Annotated in this window: 19 protein-coding genes; 14 read left to right on the top strand and 5 right to left on the bottom strand. The window is 45.8% G+C overall.

All coding sequences use genetic code 11. The features are described from left to right. The first annotated feature begins 143 nt into the window (after positions 1 to 143). The 13 genes from SK58_RS19420 to SK58_RS22995 all read left to right on the top strand — a co-directional run bounded on the left by SK58_RS19420 (position 144) and on the right by SK58_RS22995 (position 19093). Positions 144 to 3785 (top strand): YobI family P-loop NTPase, encoded by a 3642-nt coding sequence (locus SK58_RS19420; protein WP_048220349.1) that lies wholly within the window; start codon positions 144 to 146, stop codon positions 3783 to 3785. A gap of 318 nt (positions 3786 to 4103) precedes the next feature. Continuing rightward, positions 4104 to 4529, top strand: a complete 426-nt coding sequence (locus SK58_RS19415) for a hypothetical protein (RefSeq protein ID WP_048220348.1) — start codon at positions 4104 to 4106, stop codon at positions 4527 to 4529. Positions 4530 to 4675: 146 nt separating this feature from the next. Further along, positions 4676 to 5065, top strand: coding sequence for a hypothetical protein (locus tag SK58_RS19410; RefSeq protein ID WP_048220347.1), 390 nt, complete (start codon positions 4676 to 4678; stop codon positions 5063 to 5065). Positions 5066 to 5490: 425 nt separating this feature from the next. Then, entirely contained in the window at positions 5491 to 7689 is a 2199-nt protein-coding gene (locus SK58_RS19405) for a hypothetical protein (protein WP_219810762.1), read from the top strand. Between the two features lies 1 nt (position 7690). Next, entirely contained in the window at positions 7691 to 9622 is a 1932-nt protein-coding gene (locus SK58_RS19400; protein ID WP_048220345.1) for a hypothetical protein, read from the top strand. A 3-nt stretch (positions 9623 to 9625) separates the two neighbouring features. Continuing rightward, a complete protein-coding gene (locus SK58_RS19395; protein ID WP_048220344.1) occupies positions 9626 to 10603 on the top strand; it encodes a coiled-coil domain-containing protein in 978 nt (325 codons plus the stop codon). A gap of 353 nt (positions 10604 to 10956) precedes the next feature. Then, a complete protein-coding gene (locus SK58_RS19390; RefSeq protein WP_048220343.1) occupies positions 10957 to 12741 on the top strand; it encodes an ATP-dependent nuclease in 1785 nt (594 codons plus the stop codon). After that, positions 12722 to 14515, top strand: a complete 1794-nt coding sequence (locus SK58_RS19385) for an ATP-dependent helicase (RefSeq protein WP_048220342.1) — start codon at positions 12722 to 12724, stop codon at positions 14513 to 14515. The genes SK58_RS19390 and SK58_RS19385 overlap by 20 nt, the downstream gene beginning before the upstream one ends. 287 nt (positions 14516 to 14802) lie before the next feature. Then, a complete protein-coding gene (locus tag SK58_RS19380; RefSeq protein WP_048220341.1) occupies positions 14803 to 15126 on the top strand; it encodes a type II toxin-antitoxin system RelE/ParE family toxin in 324 nt (107 codons plus the stop codon). Between the two features lie 45 nt (positions 15127 to 15171). Then, positions 15172 to 15474, top strand: coding sequence for a NadS family protein (gene nadS, locus SK58_RS19375; protein ID WP_048220340.1), 303 nt, complete (start codon positions 15172 to 15174; stop codon positions 15472 to 15474). 570 nt (positions 15475 to 16044) lie between these two features. Continuing rightward, positions 16045 to 16485 (top strand): hypothetical protein, encoded by a 441-nt coding sequence (locus SK58_RS23145; protein ID WP_213812603.1) that lies wholly within the window; start codon positions 16045 to 16047, stop codon positions 16483 to 16485. A 55-nt stretch (positions 16486 to 16540) separates the two neighbouring features. Beyond that, the gene (locus SK58_RS19365) at positions 16541 to 17431 is read left to right on the top strand and encodes an SIR2 family protein (protein WP_048220339.1); all 891 of its coding nucleotides are present in this window, start codon (positions 16541 to 16543) and stop codon (positions 17429 to 17431) included. Between the two features lie 798 nt (positions 17432 to 18229). Next, complete coding sequence (locus SK58_RS22995) at positions 18230 to 19093, top strand: DUF6602 domain-containing protein (protein WP_156175010.1); 864 nt, start codon at positions 18230 to 18232, stop codon at positions 19091 to 19093. Between the two features lie 297 nt (positions 19094 to 19390). On the opposite strand, the gene SK58_RS19355 is transcribed toward SK58_RS22995, so the two are convergent. Next, a complete protein-coding gene (locus SK58_RS19355) occupies positions 19391 to 19765 on the bottom strand; it encodes a CDI toxin immunity protein (protein WP_048220337.1) in 375 nt (124 codons plus the stop codon). Positions 19766 to 19991: 226 nt separating this feature from the next. Continuing rightward, complete coding sequence (locus SK58_RS23235; RefSeq protein WP_048220336.1) at positions 19992 to 20678, bottom strand: hypothetical protein; 687 nt, start codon at positions 20676 to 20678, stop codon at positions 19992 to 19994. A 718-nt stretch (positions 20679 to 21396) separates the two neighbouring features. Here SK58_RS23235 and SK58_RS22990 point away from each other — a divergent pair. Next, positions 21397 to 21768, top strand: a complete 372-nt coding sequence (locus SK58_RS22990; RefSeq protein WP_156175007.1) for a hypothetical protein — start codon at positions 21397 to 21399, stop codon at positions 21766 to 21768. 195 nt (positions 21769 to 21963) lie between these two features. Here the strand turns inward: SK58_RS22990 and SK58_RS19340 are convergent, their stop codons facing one another. The 3 genes from SK58_RS19340 to SK58_RS19325 form a co-directional block, all read right to left on the bottom strand. Next, positions 21964 to 22611, bottom strand: a complete 648-nt coding sequence (locus tag SK58_RS19340) for a hypothetical protein (protein WP_053070235.1) — start codon at positions 22609 to 22611, stop codon at positions 21964 to 21966. A 25-nt stretch (positions 22612 to 22636) separates the two neighbouring features. Further along, positions 22637 to 23335 carry a zeta toxin family protein gene (locus SK58_RS19335; protein ID WP_048220334.1) on the bottom strand — a complete coding sequence of 233 codons (699 nt, stop codon included), beginning with the start codon at positions 23333 to 23335 and terminating at the stop codon, positions 22637 to 22639. A 639-nt stretch (positions 23336 to 23974) separates the two neighbouring features. After that, entirely contained in the window at positions 23975 to 24718 is a 744-nt protein-coding gene (locus SK58_RS19325) for a DNA-processing protein DprA (protein WP_255353785.1), read from the bottom strand. Positions 24719 to 24768 lie beyond the last annotated feature (50 nt).

Below are 24768 nucleotides of genomic sequence, written 5' to 3'. Positions count from 1 at the left end.
GAATAAAAGTCCTTTATGGGGCAATATTTTTATGCCGGAATGAAATGAACTGCAATGAATCATTGTTGACGACGCGCTATGATAGTGCTGTGTATCGAAAAAGTAGTACAACACTATTTTTTACAGGGAGAGAATAGATCCATATGATCGAAAATCAGCCTATTGATGTTGATGAGAACTCGAGACTCGTATCGCTTACACCGGAGTATATCGAGGAAGAACATGTTGGGTATGTTCTGGCAATTGAAGCTGCTCTTGCTGATAAGCAGATCCGTAACATCGCTCTTTCGGGTAACTACGGAGTGGGTAAGAGTAGCATCTTGCAAGAAGTTGCTCGAAGAAAGGAAGATCATGTAGTCGAAATTTCTTTATCAACCCTGTCACCTATTGAAGTATCAAAGCTGGACGAATCGGTACCAAAGCAGGCAACGACGCCAACGAACCGCATTCAGCAGGAAATCGTTAAACAACTGCTTTACCGCGAAGAACCGAGTAAAACACCGGGCTCTCGCTTTAAACGAATTGAGCGGTTTCGATGGCAATGGGAAACAGTGTCGGCTTGCTTGCTGGGATTCGCTGTCGCTGTCATTTTTCTCTTGTCGGGATGGACGACCCAAATTGTATCAGCGATCCCTTCCTTGAAAGCTCTTGGTGCCTGGATACATGCAGGGACCTTTAGTGTGGCATCAGGTATTGCCTTTCTGATTCGCTGGCGGTTCTACGGTAAGCTTCATATTAAGCAATTTTCAGCTGGTGCCGCGACGGTCACACTCGATGACAATTCGGTATCGTACTTCGACCAGTATTTAGATGAGATCGTGTATTTTTTTGAAGTTTCTGATCGCAATATCGTCATTTTTGAGGATATTGACCGTTTTAACGATTCGCACATATTTGAAACGCTACGTGCACTGAATACATTACTCAATGCATCGCCTCAGATCAAAAGGCCGGTCTGTTTCATTTATGCCGTCAAAGACAGTATCTTCGACAATATTGCCCTGAATGAGGAAGGGCGTAAGATTGAAAAGGCGATACTTGAAAACGGCGACCCAGCGCTCGCTGAGGTGGTTCGTGCGAACCGGACAAAGTTCTTCGACCTCATCATCCCGGTTGTTCCCTTCATTACTCACAGAAGTGCACGTAATCTCGTGCTGAAACAGCTTGGGAACATGAAGAACCAGATATCATCTGAACTTATCGACCTGGCATCTCAGTATGTCCCGGATATGAGGTTGCTCAAAAATATTCGCAACGAGTATATAGTTTTTCATGACAGAATTTTTTCTGGTGATGGAGAACAGCTCAATCTTAATAAAACCGATTTGTTTGCGATGATGCTCTATAAAAATACCCACCTTACCGATTTTGAGACAATCAGGATAGGCAAGAGCAAACTCGATGAATTATATAAAATCAGCCGTGAGTTGGTGGCCAGCAACATCAAAAAGCTTGAGGATGAACGCAACACTATTCGTAGGAAGCTGCAACATATCAATGGTGTGGCCTTAGAATGCGAACAATTAGGTGAGAGACTACTTGCCCATGTCAAGAGAACAGCAAAAGCAGTTAATTTCCAGTTACAGTCCGCTACTTATATTTTCAATGGGCAGGGATTTTCTGAAGACGATCTCAAAGGAGAGTCTTTCTGGCAAGACTTGGCATTAGCTGACGGTGATACCGTATTACAGGTTCGTAATCGGTATAACTATACTATGGATTTTACTCGAGATAACCTTGCTGATGCCCTTGGGGATCCTTTGGATGCGGAGTTATGGAGCGAGGCAGAACGCGAATCTCTCAAAAATAACGTTCAAGTAAAAAGTTCCGATATCCAATTTCTGCGAAGCGCAGATCTCAATGATCTTATTAAACGCCCGGAGTTTCTGGTGACGTATGAAAATAATGATCAACCTCTTGAGTTAATTGCACGGTCTCTGTTGAAGTCAGGTATGGCCTACCAACTGGTTCGCGCAGGATACATTAACCGTAATTTTACCCTTTACACGTCAACGTTTCATGGCACGCGTGTGAGCCCGACTGCCACAAACTTCATTATTCATCATGTTGAACGTGACCTGATGGATGTTTATTTCAAATTATCAACTAAGGATGTTGATGCCATCGTTCGTGAGCGAGGCAAAGAAGCTCTGAAAGAGTCAGCCTTGTACAATATCGATATTCTGGACCGCCTACTTGTTAAAGATATCAACTTAGCTGACATTATGGTTCATTCGTTATTAGATTTCAGAGAGAATGCAGAAAAGTTCATACAAGCATACCTTTCTTCGGGGCGACAGCGACCCCGTTTTATTGAGAGGTTAACTAATAGGTTTCCAGAGATCATTCCTTATGTGGTGAACCAGACGGCTCTGGATGACGTCTCCCGCTTGGAGTTTGTAGATATTGCCCTGACTCATCTTCCAAAACTTAAACAACGGACTGATTCAGTTTCATCTATGTACCTCTTAACTCATTACGCTGAGCTCACTGCCCTTACCTCAGATGCCATTTCTATGTCTCAGGCAGAACGCATTGGAACGCTTTTCAAAGAAGCACATATTATAGTGCCTCGTTTGCAGCCTCTGGGTAGACAGGTTTGTCAGGCTTTCCAGTCCCAAAGTATTTATGAGATCACCTATGAGAATCTGTTAACTGCTATTGATAGTGCAAAAAGTGTCGCGCTGGACAAAATAAACACTGCGAGTAAGACAGTCTTTAGCTACGTTCTTACAAATCTGGGCACGTATCTTAAGGCCATTGAAGGCAAATCTTTTACAATTGATGTCCCCGATTCTTTTATCACCATAATCGAAGAGGTGCTTGCTCAGGATGCATCTCATCTTAATGACGTAATTCGGCATGCTCATACTGATTGTCATGTAAGAGATCTTACGCAGGTGTCAGAGGCTGCCTGGCAGCCACTCGCTGAACTTTGCCGGTTCCCCGCAACATTTAATAATGTCAGTCGCTATCTTGCAGTCTTTGGTGCTGTCGATGCGCACCTGTCCCATGTGCTTTCTTCATGCGGCACGATTATTGAGGCTGAAGCAGCGGAAGAAGAACAAAAGACGTCCCTGGCGACAGCAATCCTCGCAGCCAGAGAATATCTTTCTCCTGCATCTCTGCGGGTAGAGCTGGTGAACAGTTTAAACCTTGAGAATTACCTTGATATCAGTAATGTTTTCGCGGAAGTAGGGGATCTTTTCGCGCTATTGCTCAGGCACAACCTCATTAAGGATGACTCGGAATCATACGAACATCTTGCTGGGACTGACTGGCCGACCCGGCAGGCATTCATTAGTGAGTCAGCGGATTTTGAAAAATATATGGCGCCTGAACTTGTCTGCGCTGACTTGGCAGAGATTTTGGCCAGCGATGTTATCAATGCATCGATAAAATCAAAAATAGTAGATGACGCAACATTATACGTAGGATTAGCAGATTTTGCTGGTCTTAATCAACTGGCAAAATATGTAACACACCATGGTTATGCCTGTGATCTGTCAGTAGTTCAGAAGATGGCAGAGGAGGGGATGGTGGCGGAGCTGGTTATCCCTCTCTTACAACCGCACCTGGAATCGATTAGCCGCCAACAGCTGTTTTCTATGCTGCGATTACTTGATGGGGATTACCCTAGCTTGACGAACGTTGGTTATGACAAACCCCGAATTCCAAATACTCCTGCAGATCTGGCACTGCTCGAGAGACTAACGCTAGAAGGTATTGTAGGTAAATACGATGCGCAAGAGTCGCCGATTAAGGTCAATAAGAAGTATAAATAGTGTTTCACCAGTATTCGCGATAGACCACTAAAGGCACGTCATTTAGCGCAAGTGTTACTAATGGATGACACTTTTTGTCAGTAGATTCATTACCAATGGACGCGGCATCAATTTTCTGAGTCTCAATGGGTTATCTGACAAGAGAAAACGTTAACCCGCGCTTGTTATAGAGGGTATTAAATGTGTAAAAGTACCGGAGAGAAGAGAGGTATCGCAAAAGACAGAGGCTGGAGCTATTTTAGTGACTGGTAGCACAGAATGTTTAGCATTACGAGATTGCTGATTGCCTCTCTTACTCATCACTTATAAGGAAAAGGCATGTTCGGATTCTTTAAAAAGAAAAAAACTGACGCTGAGCCCGGGCAGGGTTCCCGACTGACGGCAAAACAGTTTATCGCGTTGACGCTGAGTGATGAAAAGCTGTCTATGCCCGTGTACCTGCCGGGGATCCGCAGTGAGGCCGAATGCGACGATCTGGGTTTATGGCCGCTCATCTACATCTGGAATGTGGATCGTGCCACTGGCACGTTCAGCCTGTCTGTTAATGGTAAAGCCATTGCCCACCTCCTTGAGCCTTTCGTGCCCCGTGAAGACCCAGCGTATGTCGAAATTCGTGATGAGGCGATGAAGGTCATCTCCGAGGCTTCAACGCAGTCCGTGCTGGCGATGGTAGAAAAAACGGGTCTCATGCCAGATGTTTTATTCGCGTACCTCGCTGAGGATGTACAGCAGGAGCAGGGCTAACCGTCAGGGAGTGCTTGAGATTGCGTCAGGGATTTTATTAGTCAGTCCTGTCATCCTAATGCTAAATATTCGTCAAGAAATGCTTCAGGTTGCCGAAATATACGATAAGCGTTATTCATGAACATAACTAAAAGGGATGGATCCATATGAAGAAACTGCTGCTTTTTGTTCCGCTCGTGTTTGCTGCTCCGGTGCAGGCTTCTGAAGTGACGGTGGGTCAGGTTTGCAAGGCTGCTTCTGCGGCAATGTTCGGTCGTGACCACAAAATCATGCAGCTGGACAAAGTCGAGTCAGGTATTGCTTACGTACATTATATCCGACAGAACGATGGCACCCGCTGGGCCATCAAGTGCAAACTTATCGGCAATCAAGTGATGTGGGCATCTGACAACCCTGACAGTACCGGTCGCTGGCGGGATGATCCGGCAGACAGCACGGTCAGATATGCTGTTGAGGGTAAAAAAATCATTATTACTGAGGCCTACAGCGACGGTTCCAGCAACTCCAATGCTTATCCGTTGAAGCAACTACAGTGACTACACACAAGCTTCTAATTATAGCCTGTGAGCGACTGGTCCCTTCTAGGTGCATTTGACTATGTGGATGAGACCTTTGACGTGTGCCAGGAGCGGACTTTACTAACGCCGCTGATGTATTAATCCATGAAGAGCAGGTCATATTTTTAATATAAATTGACTGGTGCACTAATTTTTACAGGAACATCACCGATACATATTACCGCCTCCATTGCTTTTTTAAGCGCGTGTACATTTGTACGACTGGCGGCTGTACCGGTGACCTTTTCCGAAACTGTCGTGGATGCTGCTGGGCCAAAAGGTTCTTTGAAAGGGGCGTTACTCACTCCAACTTCAAAACCAACCGCCGTTGTTCTTATCCTACCAGGCTCCGGGCCGACCGATAAGGATGGAAAATTAAGACCTGCTGAGGATAAGAAATGCCGATGGAATCACCTGAAATTCAGCTCAAGGCTCTGAATAATGCTTTGCGTCGTTTACGTGGGGCCTGTTCCGCACTGGACGGTGAGGAGCTTGATGAAAAATTACTTGAGGTCATGCGACGACTGCTGCTTGCTGAGGTGCTCGCCGATACCTGGATTGTGGCGATAGGTGGCTCGCAGGGGGCAGGTAAAACGACGCTGATGGCGAGCCTGTATAACCTGCATCATGACAATAGCGGCTGGTTACGCAGTAATGAAGGACGCGGCGAGAAAATGCCGGTACTGATCCTCGAGAGTCGTGAGACTAAAGTAGCGCAGGGTTATGTCCGCCGCCTGGTCGAAACTGGAAATGGTTTGACGCTGGATGATATCGGCGTCGACGTCAACGAGTTTCAGCGCGCGGTCTGCGATCCTGATGCCGGGGATTTACTGCCGATACTGAAGGTACCGCAGCGTTATTTTACCCGCAATAACCAGGCCTGGTTACTGCTTCCTGGTTATGAAAAACAAGAGCGTGAAAATCGTGAGTGGCAGGAACTGATGCGTCAGGCGATGATAGCGGCAGGCGGTTGTATTATCGTGACCGATGAGACGCGACTGGCAAACCAGCAGCAGCTCGAAATCGTCAAAGATATGCTGGAAAAAGAGCTTAAGAATTGTAAACCTTATATTGTTATCTCCAAGACAGAAGCGTTTCGCCACAATCCGCAACGTCAGGCTGAATTAAGAAAAAGCGCGGCCGAAACCTTCAATGTCGCTGCCGAATATGCCGATAACAACATTATTTTAACCGGCACCGACGATCCGGAATACGTAACAGAATGGATGCCGCACCTTCGTCGGGCCATTGACGACCTTAACTTTTCCGGACAAACCAACCGTTATCTCCAGTTAACCCACCTTACTGGGATTGTTAGTAAGGCTCTGCCGCGCGTCATGAATATGATCCGCACCCAGTCACGTCTGTATTACCACAGTGACAAAGGCGGCCAGGACGATGGCAGCCAGGTGCTGACCGAAGCTCTGGAAGTGTTTGACACTGCCGTGCAGGAACTGCGGGAGGAGCATACCAAAAAGGTAAAAATGTGCATCGCTAAAACTTTTGAGGCGGCGAAGGCTAATATGGACCGCAGGCTGGTCAAGGAGCATGAGGGATTTGCCAACTGGATATCGAATGCATTTGATACCACCAGTGAGACAAAAGGCAAATTGCAGCAACTGGTTCAGGATTCATGGCAGGACGCATCAGCTGATTTCTTCGACGACTATGTGAACAGTCTGCAACAATTGACGGCGGCGAAACTCAAGCCCATTCCAAACGGCAACGATCGCCCAAACTTGCCTGCATCACCGAAGCTGGAGAAGCTGGTAGCACTTGGCTATATGAATAGCGCCGGGCAGCCCGTACAACACGAACAGCTGGATGCGGAAAAAATCAGTAATATCAAAATGTTGCTAAATCATGGTGCCACGTCGAATGCGGAAAACACCCCAGTGGTGAATAAACAGCTGAGGAAGAGCGTGGAATTGATCCCGGTGCTCTCGCTAGAGTACACCCGCCTTGTGTACGCCATGCCTGAGATTTGCAAAGAGTTGCGGCCCTACGTCACGCTTGAGCAGGACGATGGCGAGACATCCGCGGGTAACGTCGCGGCAGAAGGGGTTCAAACTCTCAACGCAGGGGTTGATCTTGGCAAGACCGCAATAAAATCACTGGCCGCGGTGCTGGCGATTGACGTTGTCAGCGATGGCGATTCCGATATCCTCGGCGCGCTCTTTGGCCAGGATAAGCCTTCTGCTGACCCGACGGGTTCACCTCTTCCCCCCGCACCGGTGATGATGCATCCTGCTGCCGTTGCGGTAACAGCTGTTGTGGCGGCGGCCTACGTGACCGCGGCTGCAGTAACGCGAATGCGTACCTTTGAGAAAAAAGCGAGCAGCCAGGCACACGTCATGCTTGCCAGTGTTCATGACCACCATATTGAGCATTTACGCAATCAATTCGATGACACGATGAGCGCGGCGCGTAAGCGGATTAGCGAAACGTTACGTGCGCGTTATCACATGGACGAAATGCTGATGCGCAAGGATCGGCTCGCGAAAGCCATCGCCGATGTGAATGCCCTTATCGACGACCTGCGCACTGAGCTGGGTTCATCGGCTACGGGCCTGCAAGTATTAATCACCAGCCGTGGTGAGTGAGATGACGTCCGGGAAAGTTATTGATTATTGGCAGCGGTTAGAGTCACGGCAGTCGGAGTGGGCTTTTCGCGCCTACGATCGGCTGATTAAGACATTAAGTCATGACGTTCAGGAAAGGATACAACTTAAGGAAAGCGATGCCGAACCGTACGTGGTCATATTTGGTAAGACGCAGGTCGGCAAAACAACCTTACTGCTCGATCTGATGGATATCGATCTGCAGCAGATGGCAACGCTATCGCACGTGCTACGCGGCGGGCGGGAAGCCGGAAAATCATCCACCGCCACCGCCATGGAATATCGTCGTTCAACGGACCAGCGCTGGGGATTGTTTGTGCAATCGAAAACGCACTGGTTTGCCTCTGACGACGATATGACAGAGACCTTAGCGCAGCTCAGAAAGCAGATGGAACGGGGTGAACTGGTTGTTGATTCTCCCTGTATTGTGCATATTCCGAGGCGTTTTTTCAGGATAAAAACTTCGGGAGCGCCCGGCGTGCGTATTCTGGATCTGCCTGGTGATAATCCCGCCAATATGGAAGAGCAAAAGCATGTAAATCACATGGCGAAGACCTATCTTCCCTTCGCTGATTTGGTCCTGCTGATTGGTCGTGGCGACGATTTGAGCTTCCTGCAGCCACAGGTTATCACCCTGCCGGGTATTGAGGACTGGCAGGCGATGCCGCATCGGTTTCGTATCGTGACGACCTATTCTTACTCAGCGCAGTCGGTTAAGACGCTGATTCGCAACGATCCGGCTTTCGATATCGCGCAGTTACGTCAGCGCCTTATTGAACAAATTGAACGCTTTAGCAACCTGAGCGACGCGGCGAAAGAGCGGAACCTCTACTTTCCGCTCGAGTTTGGCAGCAGTTGGCTGAGTACGGCCGAAAACGATACCGCCCTTTATGCCCGCGTTGCCCCCATGGTCAGCCGCTTGCGTAGCGAACTGTTGGAACAAATTGCAACATCGACAAGCCCACTCGGACGGCTGCGAAGTACCCTGGATACTCACCTCAGCGTTAAATATATCCAGGATGAAAAAACGGCGGCAATCGAAAGAGAACTGCTGGGGCTAAAAAAACAGCAACAAGAGACAAAAGATAAACTGACAGTCTGGAAAAACGCTATTACTCAGACGCAGCAGAAATTAAAAAAAACGGAGAGGTTATTAAAAGATAACGCTTTACCTGTCAGCCGACGGCTTATCGATAAAGCTGCGGAAGAGGCCGCAAACTTTAAATTGAAGGGAAGTTACAGCAGCGAAAAATGTACCACTTTACATAGCATGATCGCCCACTATTGCTCTAAAATTAAGAATATCCAGCTGGTTGTGAAAAATAAGACGGTCTACTGGAAAAAAGTGGCCCGCAACAAAGTTGAACCTACGAGACAGGCGGTTCAGGATATTCTTGATGAAAACTTCAGTGCTATTCGCTATAGGCTCAATGACTACTGGATCGACACCTATCTTAGTTCTGCGAATTATTTATCGGATAAAAACAGTGTCATCCATGCCGCTGATAATGCCAAAGTGGAAGTCATTCGGTTGTGGACCTCACAATGGATGGCTGCCGCAGAGAACGTCCATAATCAATACAAAAGCGAACTCACCAAAGATGGGGTAATTCTCGAGGAGTTGCGGGTAGAGCAGAATAAATCCCTTCAGAAACAGATATCACTTAAGGAACAGGCCGTATCGTGGGAAGACGAGTTAAAGAAAATTGCCGTTGAATCACAAGAGGATCTTGTCCGCTGCGAGCAGTTTGTTCACTTTCTTGATGAAGAGTATCTCAAAACATTAAGTACGCGTCTGGATTCAGTCTTTCAGGAACGTGATGATTGTGATGCGTTATTACAAGTTTTCTCCTGCGTTGCGTTGAAAAATCAGCGGGAAGATTTAATGAATTTAACTGAAAAGTATTCTGGATAAGGCATGAACGTGACCAGTGAAATAAAAAATAAAGAAAAATCGCTCGCCGAGTTAATGGTAAAAATACTCAAGGAGCCGCTCAATCCCCTTGAGAGTTCGTTAATAAAACTCAACACAGAGGTTCTGGACACCAAAGATAAGGTTGAAGAAATCAATGATGCCATTAACGCGGTAGGTGCAAACACCGAAGAAATCATTAATCCACTGAAAAAATCGTTACGTGAGCTGCAAGACGACGATGTCCCTGGGGCGATAAGTAAGCTGAGAGATTTTATTTCGACGCAGGTTGAAGAAAAAAAACAGAATATTAGTGCCGCGCTTAGCCAACAATCGGCACACTATGATAGCCAGCTGAAAGCCGCGACCGGTGAGGTCTTTGAAAAACTGTCGGATGTTCTTGGCCAGCAAAATGAGAGTGTCCAGGCAGCAATACAGCAGTATCAGCAAACGGGTATCGACAGTGCTGAGGCCTTATTGCAGCAACTGCTGAATGCTAACCGCTTCCTGGAGGAAACCTGCGCTGCGAATGCCAGCGAGCAACAGTCGACGCGAGAGCGTGACCAGCGGTTGGCTGAACGGCTGGAAAGTATCATGCAGGCCCAGCAGCAAATAAAGCAGTCGATAAGCGAACTTGACCAGCAGCTCAAGGGCGTGAGCCAAGGAGTGCAAACGACGCGAACCATGCTCGCGGAACGGCAGGAAAGCGATCGGAGGCAAGTATTAAGCAGCCTTGAAACGTTGTCTTCCGACGTCCCGGCAGCACTGGTGCAGCATTTGACCCCACTAACCCAGGCAATTGAGTCTCTGCAAACCAGCCAGCAGGCGTTGACCGAGGCAGTGAGCCAGCAAAAGAGCTATCTGGAGGCGCAAATTGCCGCAAGTCAGGGTAGATTCCGCTACGTTGTCATCATTTTTGCCCTGTTTGCTACCTCAACGCTAGCTTATATCGGCTATGACATCTGGAAAAATTTAACTCCCTGACAGGGCGAAATTGCGTGGCGTCTAACGCGACAGAGCCATTATTTTTTGAGTTGTGTATAAGGTTAGACAGCCTTGTGACTTGCTCCCCTTTGAATGCTTTTAGCTATGTCCGCAGATCGCTCTGAACAGACCTTACGGTGTTTTAGGCTGTACGCTTTGTGCCAAAAGCAGGTGTAGTGAGCTGCTCCCACTACAGTAAGTTTTAAATGCAAGTGTTGAACTCTTGCAATTAACGGCCGACGATAAGAAAAGAATAAAGTAAAATTGCGCAGAGCCTTCGCTGTTAAATTTTATGAACTTTTTGCCAGAAGACGCCTTTCCAAAGTCTATGTAATGCATTAAGAGGGAGTTTTATGTATTTATCAAAACTCGGAATCCGCAACTTCAGAAATTTTGAGGCGGTTGATATTCCCCTTGCAGGTAATGTTGTGTTATTAGGGGAAAGTCGTGTCGGTAAAAGTAATCTGCTTTTCGCAATTCGACTGGTTATTGATCCCACTCTGCCTGATTCAGCCAGGCAGCTTAAGCTGTCAGATTTCTGGGATGGCTGTGGCCTTGAATCAAACCCTCAAATTGAGGTGCACCTTGAATTTACCGATTTCGACAGTGACCCTTCCCTCGAAGCTCTGTTGACCGATTTTCATATAGCAGAGGATCCTACCGTAGCAAGGTTGAGCTACATTTTTCGTAAAAAAGAAGAAGTAGATGGGGCTCCACGTTCGGGTGAGGACTGCGAATTTATTGTTTTTGGCGGAGGTCAGGAATCGCGAACCATTCCTGGACGCGTAAGGCGACGGATCTCCATTGATATGCTGGACGCGTTACGCGATGCAGAAGCACAACTTGCTTCCTGGCGAAACTCCCCGCTACGTCCCTTATTGGAAGATGCATTCTCTTCACTAAGCCGAGCCGATTTGGATCGCGTAGCAACTGAGCTTCAGACAGCAACGGAAACCATGGAGAAGTTCCCATCAATTAAGGAGCTCGAAGATTCTCTGCGCGATGGTATTCTTGACCTGGCTGGAACTGCTCACGATTTAGATGCCCGCCTCCGTTTTGCACCTGCTGACCCGCTCAGATTGATGCGTTCTATCTCTATGTTCATTGATGATGGAAAGAGAGGCATTATTGAAGCTAGCCTAGGTTCTGCGAACGTGGCTCTGATATCACTCAAGCTAGCAGAGTTTGCATGGCGACGTGAAAAAAACGAACGTAATTTCTCCCTGCTTTGTATTGAAGAACCCGAAGCACACCTTCACCCACAGCTTCAGCGCGCTGTTTTTGACAAACTCTTCCATAATGCCGACAAAGATCAGTCATTGATTGTAACGAGCCATTCTCCCACACTGGCAACCATTGCTCCTCTTCGTTCTATCGTTCGCATTTGCAGGGATCCCGAAGGGCGATCGCGAGCTTTTTCCCTGGCTGAACTGCCAGTAACCAGTGAAGAACTCGACGACATTGAACGGTATTTAACAGCAACCAGATCCGAACTGCTTTTTGCTAACGGTGTAATTTTTGTTGAGGGCGATGCTGAGGAGGTTTTACTTCCGGGTTTCGCACAGGCCATGGGGATCAATCTCGACCAGCTTGGGATTACAGTATGTAACGTAGCGGGAGTTAATTTTGAACCATACGTGAAGCTGGCAGCCAGCCTCGGACTACCCTTTTCCGTCGTAACCGACTGGGACCCACTGGATGGCACGAAACAACCGATGGGTAAAACACGTTCAATTGGTATCTGGCAGGCATTTAGCGAGGTATCGGGAAAACTGAAAAAACTGCTCCCTGTTAATATTATTTGGTTGAATAACAGTTCTTATGAAGCATGTAAGCCTGTATTTGAAAGGATAGGCATTTTTTTAAACGATCAGACGTTTGAAGTCGCCGTGGCCAATACGACTGGCCTCAAAGAAGCGCTGCTGGATATCCTCGATGAACAGGGATTTGGCGTGTTACGTTCATCAAGGATTGCTTCATGGCGTGCCGGTATGGTTCCAGACCCGACGCAACTTCTCGCGATGATATCTGACATAGGTAAAGGACGATTGGCTGGCAAGCTGAAGCAAAAAGCACCTGGGCTTGCGCCGCCGGGGTATATTGCTTCAGCTATTCAGTATGTGGTGTCGAATGTCTGACCGGCGCGCACTTTCAGAGGCTCTGAATGAGCTATTGCCGAACAGAGAGCAGTACGCTGCGGCCACATATCCCGGCCACTGCGTAGTTATTGCTGGGCCAGGCAGCGGGAAAACCAAAACACTGACGACTGCTATGGCACGTGCCCTGATTGAAGATGTCCCTGACCCCCGAGGCGTGGCCTGTATTACTTACAACAATGAATGCGCTTCTGAACTTGAAGGGCGTCTGGCATGCTTTAACGTCACTGGCGATGATCGGAACTTTATTGGTACCGTGCATAGCTTTGCATTAAATCAGGTTTTAATCCCATATTCACGATGTATACCCGGTTTGCTGCCGGATGATTTTCGTGTGGCGACAATAGAGGAGATTCGCGCAGCTGTTGAAGTGGCTTACCGCGCTAGATTCGGAGCTGTCGGAGATCCTCATGCTCGGTGGAAATTTGCAGAAGAGAAACGACGCCGGGATGTGAGCCGACTCCTACCGGCTTGGCGGAATAACAATCCAGAGCTGGCAGATTTTATTGATGGTTATGAGGCAGAACTTAGGCGTTTAGGACTGATTGACTTTGATGATATGCCACTCATCGCTTTTCGTATTATTAGCGAGCATGAATGGGTACGTAGTGCTATCCGGTCGCGCTATCCTGTTTTGTTTGTTGATGAATACCAGGATCTGGGCCACGCTCTTCATGAGTTGGTTCTGCTGCTGTGCTTTAATGGTGGAATTCGATTATTTGCGGTAGGTGATGCAGATCAGTCCATTTACGGATTTAATGGTGCAAATCCAGGGCTACTGGATAGTCTTGTTTCACGGGCAGATGTAAGACCGTTCCGTCTTCGCTTCAACTATCGATCTGGCGCGAAAATTATCAGGGCATCACTAGGGGCGCTGGGAGAAGACCGCGATTATATTGGCTGCGATGGTAATCCTGAGGGAGAGTTAGGATTCCATGGAATTAAAGGCGATTATGACGCACAGGCGCATTTTATCGCTGATGATCTAACTCCCTCGTTGTTTGAAAGAGGGTTTCAGCCTGAACGCATCGGGGTTCTTTACCGGGCAGCCTGGCTTGGCGATAAAGTTGCGGATGAGTTCAAGGCCAGAAATATTGCCATAATACGTGCTGACAGTAATGCTCTCATTAAGCGCAATTCTCGTCTTGCCCGTTTCATCGAAGCCTGCAGTCAGTGGGTAACTGGGGGATGGAAAGAAGCCTCTCCACCATTTAACCTCTTACTGAGTCAGGCGCTCTTTCTTGTTTATGGCCGCCGCGCAAGCCGTGCTGAAGAACAATTACTGACCGTACAGCTGATCATTGTTTTACGAAACGGAATTGATAAAGCGGAAAGTGCCCACGAGTGGCTGAGACGTTTAAATGATGAGATCATCACCGGCTGGATGGCTATCTCACAGAACACTCAGCAGGAATGGGATGTCATCTCTGAGTTACTGAAACGAACCGATCCCCTTAGGGGACTGGATGTGGCTCTGGATATATTCGCTGGGAAAGTAGAGGGAACTGGACGCATCACCCTTAGCACTCTTCATAGTGCAAAAGGCCGAGAATTTGATGTAGCCATAATGTTTGGGGTAAATAAATATGACTTCCCGAGTAAGCTAGATCTAGCTTCAGATAATGCCCTTCGCGAGGCCCGTCGACTCTTTTATGTAGGTGTCACCCGTCCCCGAAAAGAGCTGCACATGGTCTATGAAAAGGGTAAACATTCACCTTGGATTGCCGAATTGTATCATCGCAGCCAGCAGATATAGAACCTTATGCACCTGACCTGTTTCCCGTTGATTGACATACGGCGTTGTTAGCGTCATCCATGGCACCTTAATTATTAACGTCAGGAGGACGCTAATTACTGAACTGGCGATGCGTACTTGCAAAGTTAAGTGTTGTTATCTCAAGACGTTTAGAGTCTTTTGGTGCGACGGGTACCGATTAGACAACACCGTATGGCGGATTCTTTTCGTACAGGGTACTAAACGCATATTGCTTGTAGTACGTAGTACGAGTATTCTGTCTTCAGAAAACATAAGGGGCCTGTGGAATGAACTATCTGGAGTTTATCGAAACCAGCGCTTTCAGTATGTTGCGTAAGGATCTCATGGATGATGATGAATTCCGGGAGTTGCAGACATATTTGCTGGAAGCTCATGATCGTGGAGACACAATCAGTCATACCGGGGGATGCAGAAAGATCCGCTGGAGTCGCCCTGGAATGGGAAAGCGGGGTGGGGTAAGGGTTATTTACTACCTTCGCCTTGCCAGCGGCAGGTTATACCTGTTGCTGATATATCCAAAGAACGCTAAAGACGATCTTAGCGAGAATGAAAAAGCTGTGATGAAGGCACTAGCGCAGCAACTAAAATAGTCGTAACCCTGCGATGGCAGGCCTCTCCGTAACGAGGATAAATTTATGGAAAAGAAACTTTTTGACGCTTTGATCAACAGTATGCAGGAAATGGTGGCCATAGAAAGCGGTCAGATCCAGCCTGCAGCTGAAAATGTTCACCGTCACCCCTTGCCGGACGTGAAGGCCATCCGCAAACATGCGGGGATGAAGCAGGCAGAATTTGCTGAGGCTGTGGGCACCAGTGTCGATTTGGTTCGTAGCTGGGAACAACAGCGGCGCGTACCTTCAGGTATTGCATTAAAAATGCTGTGGCTTATTGAGCGTGAGCCTGCGCTCCTTAATGTACTTCGTGGTATTCGCGTTTGAATTTTTCGGTAGCGAATCATTCAGGCATGTGCACACCGATTTTTTCAGATGGAAATATGGTTTGCTTTACTAAGAGCACATATGCCGGGAGTGATGGGGCTGTTTCCGAAACATAGCGGTTCAAAGTGCGCCATGTTTTACACCCGCGCTGCCTCCAGGGCAAACGGTTTGGTTGTTGGCAAGGGAAGCTGCCTTTGCAAGCAGGTCCAATACAGACGCGATCGTTTCAGTGGTCGATTTGTATAGCTATAGTGAAACCGACATAAAATTTTGCTATACCTATTCGCTACCTATGTAAAAAACCACTGACTAGTTGGATGCGTATCGTTAACCCGGGACAAATCCTTGCCCAGGAAGAGCCGCAATTTATAGTATTGTGGGTTTCAATTGGTAGCAAAGAGGCCCGTCTTGCTCAATGTCATCGAGTGTATAGCCATAATAGATGATAAATTAGGACGGTTCTGGAGTCGTCATAATTGTTTTCACATGTGGGTTATTGATACAGATTAAGCCATCCTCAATAGCACCCTAACTGCAGGAGTGCCGTAGAATGGAGCACGTGAAATTTTCATGAAAAAAACGCCTACATATGAAGAATATCTGAACCACACAGGACTCCATTATCATAAACTCTGGAAAGCAACGGGAGATACCTGGATCTGCCCAGGATGTGGACGCAGCAAATTTCAGATCATGAGATGGACCCTCCGGTTCCCGAATACGCCGGACGCCTTTATGGATTGGGTTGCTGCATTGCACAAACATCACGACCATTCTAATGATTACATGAACTTAGGAGAGCCTCGGTATCCTGAAACACTAATTTGTGGTCAGTGTAATTCTGCGGATGGAACAGTAAAAAGGAGGCTTAAACTGCCGAAGAAATTCTCTTTCTCTCCTCAGGAGATGCGGATGTTCATCGAGGCGACACCACACGCAAAACATATAATTAATTACGAACGAGCACTCGATCTCTTCACTCTACAAATGAGCAACAATGATCGTGAATGAGTTTTAGCACATAAAATTAACAATATATTTTACGAGTTAAAATCAAATGGTACATATGACAAACACTCTTTTTTTTGGTAATGGAATAAACAGACTTTCTGAAAATCACGTCACCTGGAGTAATTTACTCGATAACATAAAAGGTATCAATAAGTTCGAAAGCGGGCAGTTGCCAAACACTATGGTGTATGAGCGAATCTATCTAGAAAAACATGCACCAGATAGAAGCGAAAAAAAAGATGAGCTTGAAATAAAAAAAGTTATAGCTAACGAACTACGAGAACAAGGATCAAATGATGTTCTTGAGGAGTTAGCATCGCTACCTTTCAAGCATTATCTTACTACTAATTATGATTACGCCTTAGAAAAGGCGCTTGATATCTCGCCAGTAAAGCTAAGTTCAGAAGATATTTATAGCTTGAGAAGAAAACGAATGTATGAATCACAGAATAATACAAAATTCCTGTGGAATATACACGGTGAAATAGACAACCCCAAATCTATTATGCTTGGTTTAGATCATTATTGTGGTTCAGTGAGCAAAATCGATGCATATGTCAAAGGTAACTACTCGCATAAAATTAATGGTGCTGACGTTTCTGTTAAACCTATGTTAGAAAAACTTAGAGATGCTTCATTTTGTCTCACATCATGGGTGGATCTATTTTTCTCAAGCAATGTACACATTATCGGATTTTCATTAGACTATAGCGAGACTGACATCTGGTGGGTGCTAAATAAGCGTGCTCGCTTTTTATCTGAAGCAACAATTAATAACAAAATATATTTTTACACTCATGCTATCAGTGATGAGAAAAAAGGACTGCTTGAAGCATTCGGTGTTGAGGTTATTACAGTTGATGTGATTGATGATAACTTTGCGGGTATGTATTGGTCTGCTATAAAGAAAATAACTACTTACCTCAATCGAGATACAAAAAACTGACTAAACGTATTGTAATGAAAGGATCTAAATAAGGAAATATTCACGTATAGCATATATGACATAGAGCGCCTGACCTGTTCTCCGTTGATTGACAAACGGCGCTTTTAGCGACATCCATGGCGACCTAATTATGAATGTCTTCTGGATGCTCATTACTGAACTGACGATGCGTATCTGCAAAGTTAGGTGTTGTTATCTCAAAACGTTCAGAGCCTACTGGTGCGACAGGCACCGGTTAGACAACACGGTATGGCGGATTAAGCCGCCCTGAGGCGGCTTGTCATTATTTGCGTGGCTTCCCGGCATCCGAGCGTTTCTCTCGAACTCTACCATCATTGTTACGATCACGGGGCTGCGTACCACCGCCGGGTTTAGGAACAACTACGCCTGGATTAAGAGGCCTTCTGTCCGCCATATATCTGTTTCCTTAAAGAATGGCAAAGTTGCCGTCTCTTTTGATACGCCTGGTGTCGTTACCTTTCAATCATTATGGGATGATATGTTGCGCAGCATCAACTTTTCCCTCACTCCACTCATAGCGAACATTCCACACATGTCCATCCGCTATGTGCCAGAAGCTGATGTTCTAACTCTATACTGTGTCAATCTAAGGGGAGAAGGTCAATATTATTAATAAAGGCAAAACTATCTAAGTTATGTCTGGGGATTTATATTTTATACGAATCAATTTGAATGATTATTGCTTTCGTATCCCACTCTTTGTATAGTCACATTGAGTGAAATGGACGATTTATAATTTGATATTATTAACCACTTTTTTGAAAGGAGTAACGCACTGTGGAAAAAAATAGTAAAGGTCTAAGGGTTCGTAATTTTTTTGATATAGAAGCTAAAGAAATCATGGAAAGATATCGTGTGATAGAAACTTTATTGCCTAATACAAATTCCAAAGGTGCTTATCACCGAGGTGAGGAAGGGCGTTATATTGAATCCTTGTTAAGATCGTTTCTTAATAGCCATCTTCCCTCTAATCTAAAAGCCATGTCAGGATTTATTCTTAGCCCCTCAACTAAAACAGGAATAGAGGATATTACTCGTGTTGAAAACTTTCCAGATCGTCATTCAAGGCAATTAGATATTATAGTGTATGATGTTGCCAATTATCCAATCTATGAAAAATTTGAAGAATTCTGTATTGTCCCACCTGAAGGTGTTGTGAGTATAATATCCGTAAAAAAGAAATTAAAGACAAATGACATTCACCATGAGGTTAAAGCATTAAGAGATGCTGCCAACTTATGCTCTGGAAATAAAAAGAGAACGCCTCACACAGCTATTTTTTCTTTTGATAGTGACATCAAAACATTGAAAGGTCTCAATGCGAAAATATTCTCAAGCATTTCAAAGGAGAATGGAGGGTCTTTTTCCACTCTTATTAACGAAGTTATAGTTGCAAATAAGACTTGTATATTTAAACTTAGAAAGGACAACACGACTGTAGAAGGTCATGCTCAATATGTGGGTGTGGATTGTACAAAAAGACCTCATATCACGTTGCAGAGAATACTTCAGAGCATATTATCGGTTCACTATGATACCTCAAGAGGTAGTACAATTAATAGACCAGGATTTGTATCTTTCGAACAAAATACATTTGCCGATTCTCCCAAAATTGGTACAATTCCATATGATTATGACTAGGTAAAAGTACTTATATTTCCAAACACCAATTACTTAAGTTGTCTTTTTGCAATATATTTTAATTTAGCACGAAGACATAATTAAAATCATCATACCTGACTAGTCTTGGCTTGTATTGAGGTGGCCAGCTCTCTATGTCTCAAGGCATCTTGTTATAAGTATGCATTGCTAACCCCGCGGCTCGCTCACAGCGGACCTTTTGCTCAGTCAGTCAGTTAGTCCGCTCCGTACCAGGAGCGGACGTGGAGAACAACAGTCTTAGTTGAGCAACGGGGAGCTGGTTAGCATATCTACTCATCACTTTCGCAGACCAACCCTTATAAGATCATGAGGGAATAAAGGCTTAATCATTATCTTATCGTTAAAAATAAATAGTTTAGGTGACAGGGCGATGACATCGTAGATATTATCGACAATGAGTTGTAGATGGGTTCTGAACACGGGCACATTCGCATCATCCGCTACGACAAATACAGTTTCATTGCCTAAGTCGCTCAAGTTAAACATCTCATGACTAAGTTCATAATCGCTAAAGTCCATTTCCGCCCATTTGAGATCACCGCTATGCCATGGATATTGATGAAAAATATCCATTACCGCACTCAAATCATCCCCTTCCATAACATTAAAATCTGTCTTGAGCAGCTCCTTACATTCCTCAAACAATGTCATGTCCACTCCCTTTAGGCTTTATAGCTGTATATTTTTATCATATCCTCCCTGGAGGATTTTTTAAAGGAATTAGGAACGTCCGCTGATCGCTCGCAGCGGACCTTTAGTTCAGTTAGCCTATCTGCTTTATGCCAGGATCCGCACGGTCGCAAAATCGGGAAATGCCTTGTGGAAGTGGACATCCCTGAAACACTAGCGGATATCATCCAGTTATCCTGTTTGATATTTATGGGCGCATGAGCGGCTCAATACCAATCCACTTCAGCGTTGGCTGATAACAAAGTCTCATCGGGGGTACTGCCACTTTCACCCCATTAACGTCAAGATCGCCTAAATGTACAGACCATTTCGTATTCGCGTTGCCGTCATAAATTTTAAAGACCACGTACGCTGAACCGTAGTCATCGTTATTCGTAATTCGGGGGACGTTGCGATGTATCTCATCACTATTGAGGTCGTAAGGCGATGGCCTTGCATATTCCTTTCTGTCTTCCGGGAAATCATAAGGGAAGGATGTGGTTCCGAGATAAATTTCTGGCCTCGCGCTAACCTGGTTACCATCGCCCAAGTCGATATAGGCATTACGAGTGTCGATAAAAATCGGTACTGCTGGCAGCCCGGTAGTTCCCGGTCGAGAAGGGCGCTGACGTCCTTTGTTATAGGCAATCAACTGGATATAAAATTCCGGCCTCGCCTCAGGCCCCTGGACATGCGGAATAGTGAAGCTGCTTCGTTTTGCAGGGATATAGTTACCAGGCATACCGTGATCATAGAGATAGGTTTCCAGCACAATTTCTTGCTTTCCGTTTGGGCTATTGACAGTGAATGTATACTCGCTTTCACAAAGGTCGATATACCCGGGCCTTTCCCGTGGATACGGAATACATCCTCCCAACAGCACGGCACCAAACATGACAATCCCGCCCCAGCCAAGATGCCTCGATACTGGCATAGCAAAATCCCTATATTTAAAATCCCGAAGGCTAGCTTAGATTAGTATCGCTTAAATCTTCAACCTACCAACATTGATTTTGAAGGAGTCGTGAGGCTGAAGGGGCAGCGGCAGAAGTGTGCCAGGAGCAGACGTTGCTAACATGTATCTGCATCAATTTATGGGGAGCAGGTCAATGTCGTTAAGGATTACTTTGCAGGAAGTACTGTATGCCCTGCAAGGTGAATCAGATTTCTGGTTTTACCCACTCGTCTTGTGATTTAAATCGTGTCCAAGACAAGCTGGTTCGACAATGCTAGAGTTCGGTCTCGTTTTCGAACCTAGCTTGATTACATAAAACAGCGCTCAGAAAAGCAAGGTGGGTATGCCGAATCTGCTTCAGAAGGAGGTCCAATGGTCCTTAGCGTGGTATGAGCTTGGTATCATTGGAAAAGAGACGTTCACTCTGCCAATCATCGCGTGAGGTGGTATACATGATAGTCAAGATATTTGAAGATATTTGCTGTAATTACTGAGATCTCACTCTGAAGTCAAAAATTCTGAAAGCTAAAAAGTTGAGCATCACAGCGATAAGGCGTTTATGTGATGATAAACTCATTCGAGTAAAAAAACTTTGATTAATGCGCACGCTTAATGGATATAATTGATCCTCTTTCCCTTAGAATAATTATCAGGAATAATGATGAAAAAATCTTGCGTTTTATTTTTTAGTTTGGCTTCCCTCCTCATCATCTCAGGATGCTCATCAAAAAATGGCAATGAACAACAAAAGGTATTGCTAAAATCGTCTGCGTCTGAATGCGCTTCGTCGATTATATCAGTACCTTTGAAAGCTGGAAATAACGGGAATGCAAGCGGCCAGTTTAATACAAAGATTACTAATGGTTCACCTAAGGTGAGTATGATCATTAATGGTAATGTAACTGAATTGAATGGTCTCGATGGAACAGAAATTACTTTTTCCACTTCAGTAAAAGCTGACCAAGGGGTTCCTAAATCAGCTTGGGTTTCCTGCATGCGGGATAAAGGATTTGTTATTAGCGATCTTTAAGCAACACAAGCCTGCTACCCATTAGTTTTAGACTTTTTTTGTACTGAGAAGTGTCATAATCACAGACAATCTGACGAAAGCAGCTATTTGAGAAAAGTTATGAGGCGGCATCTAAATACGGTGCCCCTATCTATTCCTTTAGCGTCTTACGCGTAAAAACAAAAACCCCGCTGTGATAGCGAGGTTTGTGGAAGACTATTTTTTGCTAGTGACGGCCATGAAGGGTGTCTCACGGACACTTCTGCGTGTTTTTTTGAACCGTAATCTATTGCCTGTAACAACCCTAACTGTACTTCGTGACCCAGACGTTACTTCATCGTCAAGCGTGAGAGTACGCTGGACACCCGTCTGCGGGTCACTGTATTTAATTGCAATGACCATTGTTCGCTCATCAACGCCAACATCAAGTAAGCGCCTCATGTTCGATGAGGCAGATTCGATAGCATCCTGAATCTTACTCGTGGCTTTTGATGCATGAGAAAGCCACAATGGTGCAATCCTGGTCGGGTGTATATTCAGACCTTTAGGTTGAACGAGGTGGTCATTATGATCAGGTAAACCATAATATCCACTTCTGATACCTTCGAGTTGCCTCAAGATCTCTTCACCATGTTCAATCAGAGGGGGCGTAATTTCAGGAAATTCAGCAGTGCAAAGCGCTCCAACTTTTACGTTCTTTTCAATGCTCCTGTCTGCAACACACATTACCCGAGCCATATCATCCATGGAAAGCTCAGCGGCTCTCAGGTTGATAGCTTGAACCTGCTCGCTAACGTCTGGTCCGAATGCATCGAACAACGAAATTTCAGCGGCTGGTTTTTTGGCTTCAGTTTTAACAGACATATGCACTCCTCAAATCGGACATTTATTATACACCTATGTGAGCAAGATCGCTAACGTCTGAATATGGGCAATGATGGGAGGTCGTCCAGGTTGCTAATGTAACGTTGGAAGTATAGTCAACCAGGAACTGTCCCACATTTTCAGGGTCTTCCCGCCGATGATAAACATTCAGCGTAAATTGACCTGCATACTTCGTGAGCATATGTTCAATGGTTTCTCTGCTCTTGAAAAAATTCTTCTTAAGGACTTCCAGCGGTACCTTACGTGAACGTGCCTGAGCATAAACCCATGCATGCGTAGGGTCGAAATAGACATAATTCAGCATCACCTGATAACCCGCTCTAAGGGCGCGATCAAAGTTTTGCTCGGCAATTCCTATACTGGAAAACGTGGAGTCCATAACGATTGGATATCCTTCAGATAGAGCCTTTTTATAAATAAAATCAACCATCTTTGACGCTGGTTTCTGGTATTCAACAGAATTCTCTTCATTGTAGTAGGGAAACCACCAACGAAAATCATCGGCATCAATTCGTACAATATTGGTAAGACCATGTTGTTCGATAAGACGATTCAAGAGTTCGGTTTTACCTGCAGCAGGCGACCCGGCCATGAACAAAACTTGCTTCGCGGTTGCGTGTTTATTGGCTGTAACGTAACTATAAACGTGTGGGCGAATTGCTTCACCAAATTCAGGCAAAATGGTTTCAAGCTCTGGTTTCATAGGTAATCCATGCCACGAGTATTGTAGTTTTGTTTGACAGTAACATAACTCATTTTTCCGCCTAGATTACACCTCCTTCGGGAAAATTCATGAAATTTGCGACGTTACGGAGAACAATCCTGATGTAGTCCCTGTGTGAACTGAATCGCCAGGGATTTAAATGAGCTTTCAGCGTCACTTTAAATAGTTTTCAGAGACGTGCAGGAAAATTACCTTTTTGATGTCCATCAGTATTGCCTTCCCCGGGGAGTACGGAGCGCTCTGGAAGGTGCATCTGAGGTCAGCTTTTACCCACCATGACTGACGGTTGAGCTGGTGCCCCGGATACGCTGGTTCGATAACATCAGAAGTGTGGTCTCCTCAGCGGACAAGGAACGGTTATGCAATCAAACGATCAGGTTTCTTATGGTCTCAGTCACGAAGGGTACTACGTCCTTAATAGCAGCCTCTTTGTAGCGTTATCCGGCGAGTCCATGTTGGTCATTACCGTTGTTGAGATTGTAAATCAGCCGAAAAGGGTCACTGTAACCATAACCTTGCCTGGGTATGCGTCGAGTAAATAAAACCCATTCGCTTCTTCAGGGGAAAGGTGTTGCTCCCGGACCCTATTCAACTCATCAATCTGCGTCAGCCTGAATGTCATCCCAGGTTTTTCATGATGTCTTCGTAATCCTTCACTCGTATAGCTCCCAATGCCTCAAATTTTGCAGGCCATGTAATAGACGGGTTCTGGAAACAGGATTCGAGGATGAACAGCTTACGGCCCTGAGCGAGAGCTGCGCGAGCCTGAGTCAGCGTACCTGACGTTTCGGAGGCTTCGATTATGATCGTCGCTTCAGTCAGCGCGGACATGGTGATATTCCGTTCCGGGAAGAAAATTCGGTTGCTACGGTAATCCTGGTCCAGATAGCGCTGGAATGGCACCTGACTGATGAGCAGGAAATTATCACGAATAGTGCGCTGAAGCTCGCTGTTCTGCTTCGGGTAATTGTGGGAGAGCGGTGTACCGATCACAGCAATAGTCTTGCCACCAAGCGCCAGTGCGGTCTGGTGAGCGTTAGTGTCCACGCCTTCGGCAAGCCCTGAGACAATAGTAAAGCCATCTTCCACTAAGCATTTTACCAGTCGACGGGTACGACGAGCGCCGTCTTCCGATACTTTTCTTGAGCCGACAACTGCGACTGAGCGGGTGTTAACCAGATCCCACCATCCCTGATAATAGAGGACTTCGAGCGGGTGACGGGCATCTCTCAGCTTCTCGGGATACTCACCGGCACCATGAACCCGGACACCGATATTTTCGACAGCGTAGCGGGACATGATTTCTTTCAGTCTGGTCTTGAAGGTTGCAATCGTTTTGCCGGAGACTAAATCAGAAGGCACTGCACCTTCCGGAGCCTGGCGAAACTTATCGGCAATGGTCTTGAACGTCG

The organism is Enterobacter sp. BIDMC93 (assembly GCF_001037805.1).
GTDB classification, from domain to species: domain Bacteria; phylum Pseudomonadota; class Gammaproteobacteria; order Enterobacterales; family Enterobacteriaceae; genus Enterobacter; species Enterobacter hormaechei_C.
This window is presented reverse-complemented; position numbering and strand designations above follow the sequence as displayed.

Bases quoted from the DNA above. Each gene is read 5' to 3' on its own strand.
- SK58_RS19420 (WP_048220349.1), top strand. From the start codon at position 144: ATGATCGAAAATCAGCCTATTGATGTTGATGAGAACTCGAGACTCGTA.
- SK58_RS19415 (WP_048220348.1), top strand. From the start codon at position 4,104: ATGTTCGGATTCTTTAAAAAGAAAAAAACTGACGCTGAGCCCGGGCAG.
- SK58_RS19410 (WP_048220347.1), top strand. From the start codon at position 4,676: ATGAAGAAACTGCTGCTTTTTGTTCCGCTCGTGTTTGCTGCTCCGGTG.
- SK58_RS19405 (WP_219810762.1), top strand. From the start codon at position 5,491: ATGGAATCACCTGAAATTCAGCTCAAGGCTCTGAATAATGCTTTGCGT.
- SK58_RS19400 (WP_048220345.1), top strand. From the start codon at position 7,691: ATGACGTCCGGGAAAGTTATTGATTATTGGCAGCGGTTAGAGTCACGG.
- SK58_RS19395 (WP_048220344.1), top strand. From the start codon at position 9,626: ATGAACGTGACCAGTGAAATAAAAAATAAAGAAAAATCGCTCGCCGAG.
- SK58_RS19390 (WP_048220343.1), top strand. From the start codon at position 10,957: ATGTATTTATCAAAACTCGGAATCCGCAACTTCAGAAATTTTGAGGCG.
- SK58_RS19385 (WP_048220342.1), top strand. From the start codon at position 12,722: ATGTGGTGTCGAATGTCTGACCGGCGCGCACTTTCAGAGGCTCTGAAT.
- SK58_RS19380 (WP_048220341.1), top strand. From the start codon at position 14,803: ATGAACTATCTGGAGTTTATCGAAACCAGCGCTTTCAGTATGTTGCGT.
- nadS (WP_048220340.1), top strand. From the start codon at position 15,172: ATGGAAAAGAAACTTTTTGACGCTTTGATCAACAGTATGCAGGAAATG.
- SK58_RS23145 (WP_213812603.1), top strand. From the start codon at position 16,045: ATGAAAAAAACGCCTACATATGAAGAATATCTGAACCACACAGGACTC.
- SK58_RS19365 (WP_048220339.1), top strand. From the start codon at position 16,541: ATGACAAACACTCTTTTTTTTGGTAATGGAATAAACAGACTTTCTGAA.
- SK58_RS19355 (WP_048220337.1), bottom strand. From the start codon at position 19,765: ATGACATTGTTTGAGGAATGTAAGGAGCTGCTCAAGACAGATTTTAAT.
- SK58_RS23235 (WP_048220336.1), bottom strand. From the start codon at position 20,678: ATGTTTGGTGCCGTGCTGTTGGGAGGATGTATTCCGTATCCACGGGAA.
- SK58_RS22990 (WP_156175007.1), top strand. From the start codon at position 21,397: ATGATGAAAAAATCTTGCGTTTTATTTTTTAGTTTGGCTTCCCTCCTC.
- SK58_RS19340 (WP_053070235.1), bottom strand. From the start codon at position 22,611: ATGTCTGTTAAAACTGAAGCCAAAAAACCAGCCGCTGAAATTTCGTTG.
- SK58_RS19335 (WP_048220334.1), bottom strand. From the start codon at position 23,335: ATGAAACCAGAGCTTGAAACCATTTTGCCTGAATTTGGTGAAGCAATT.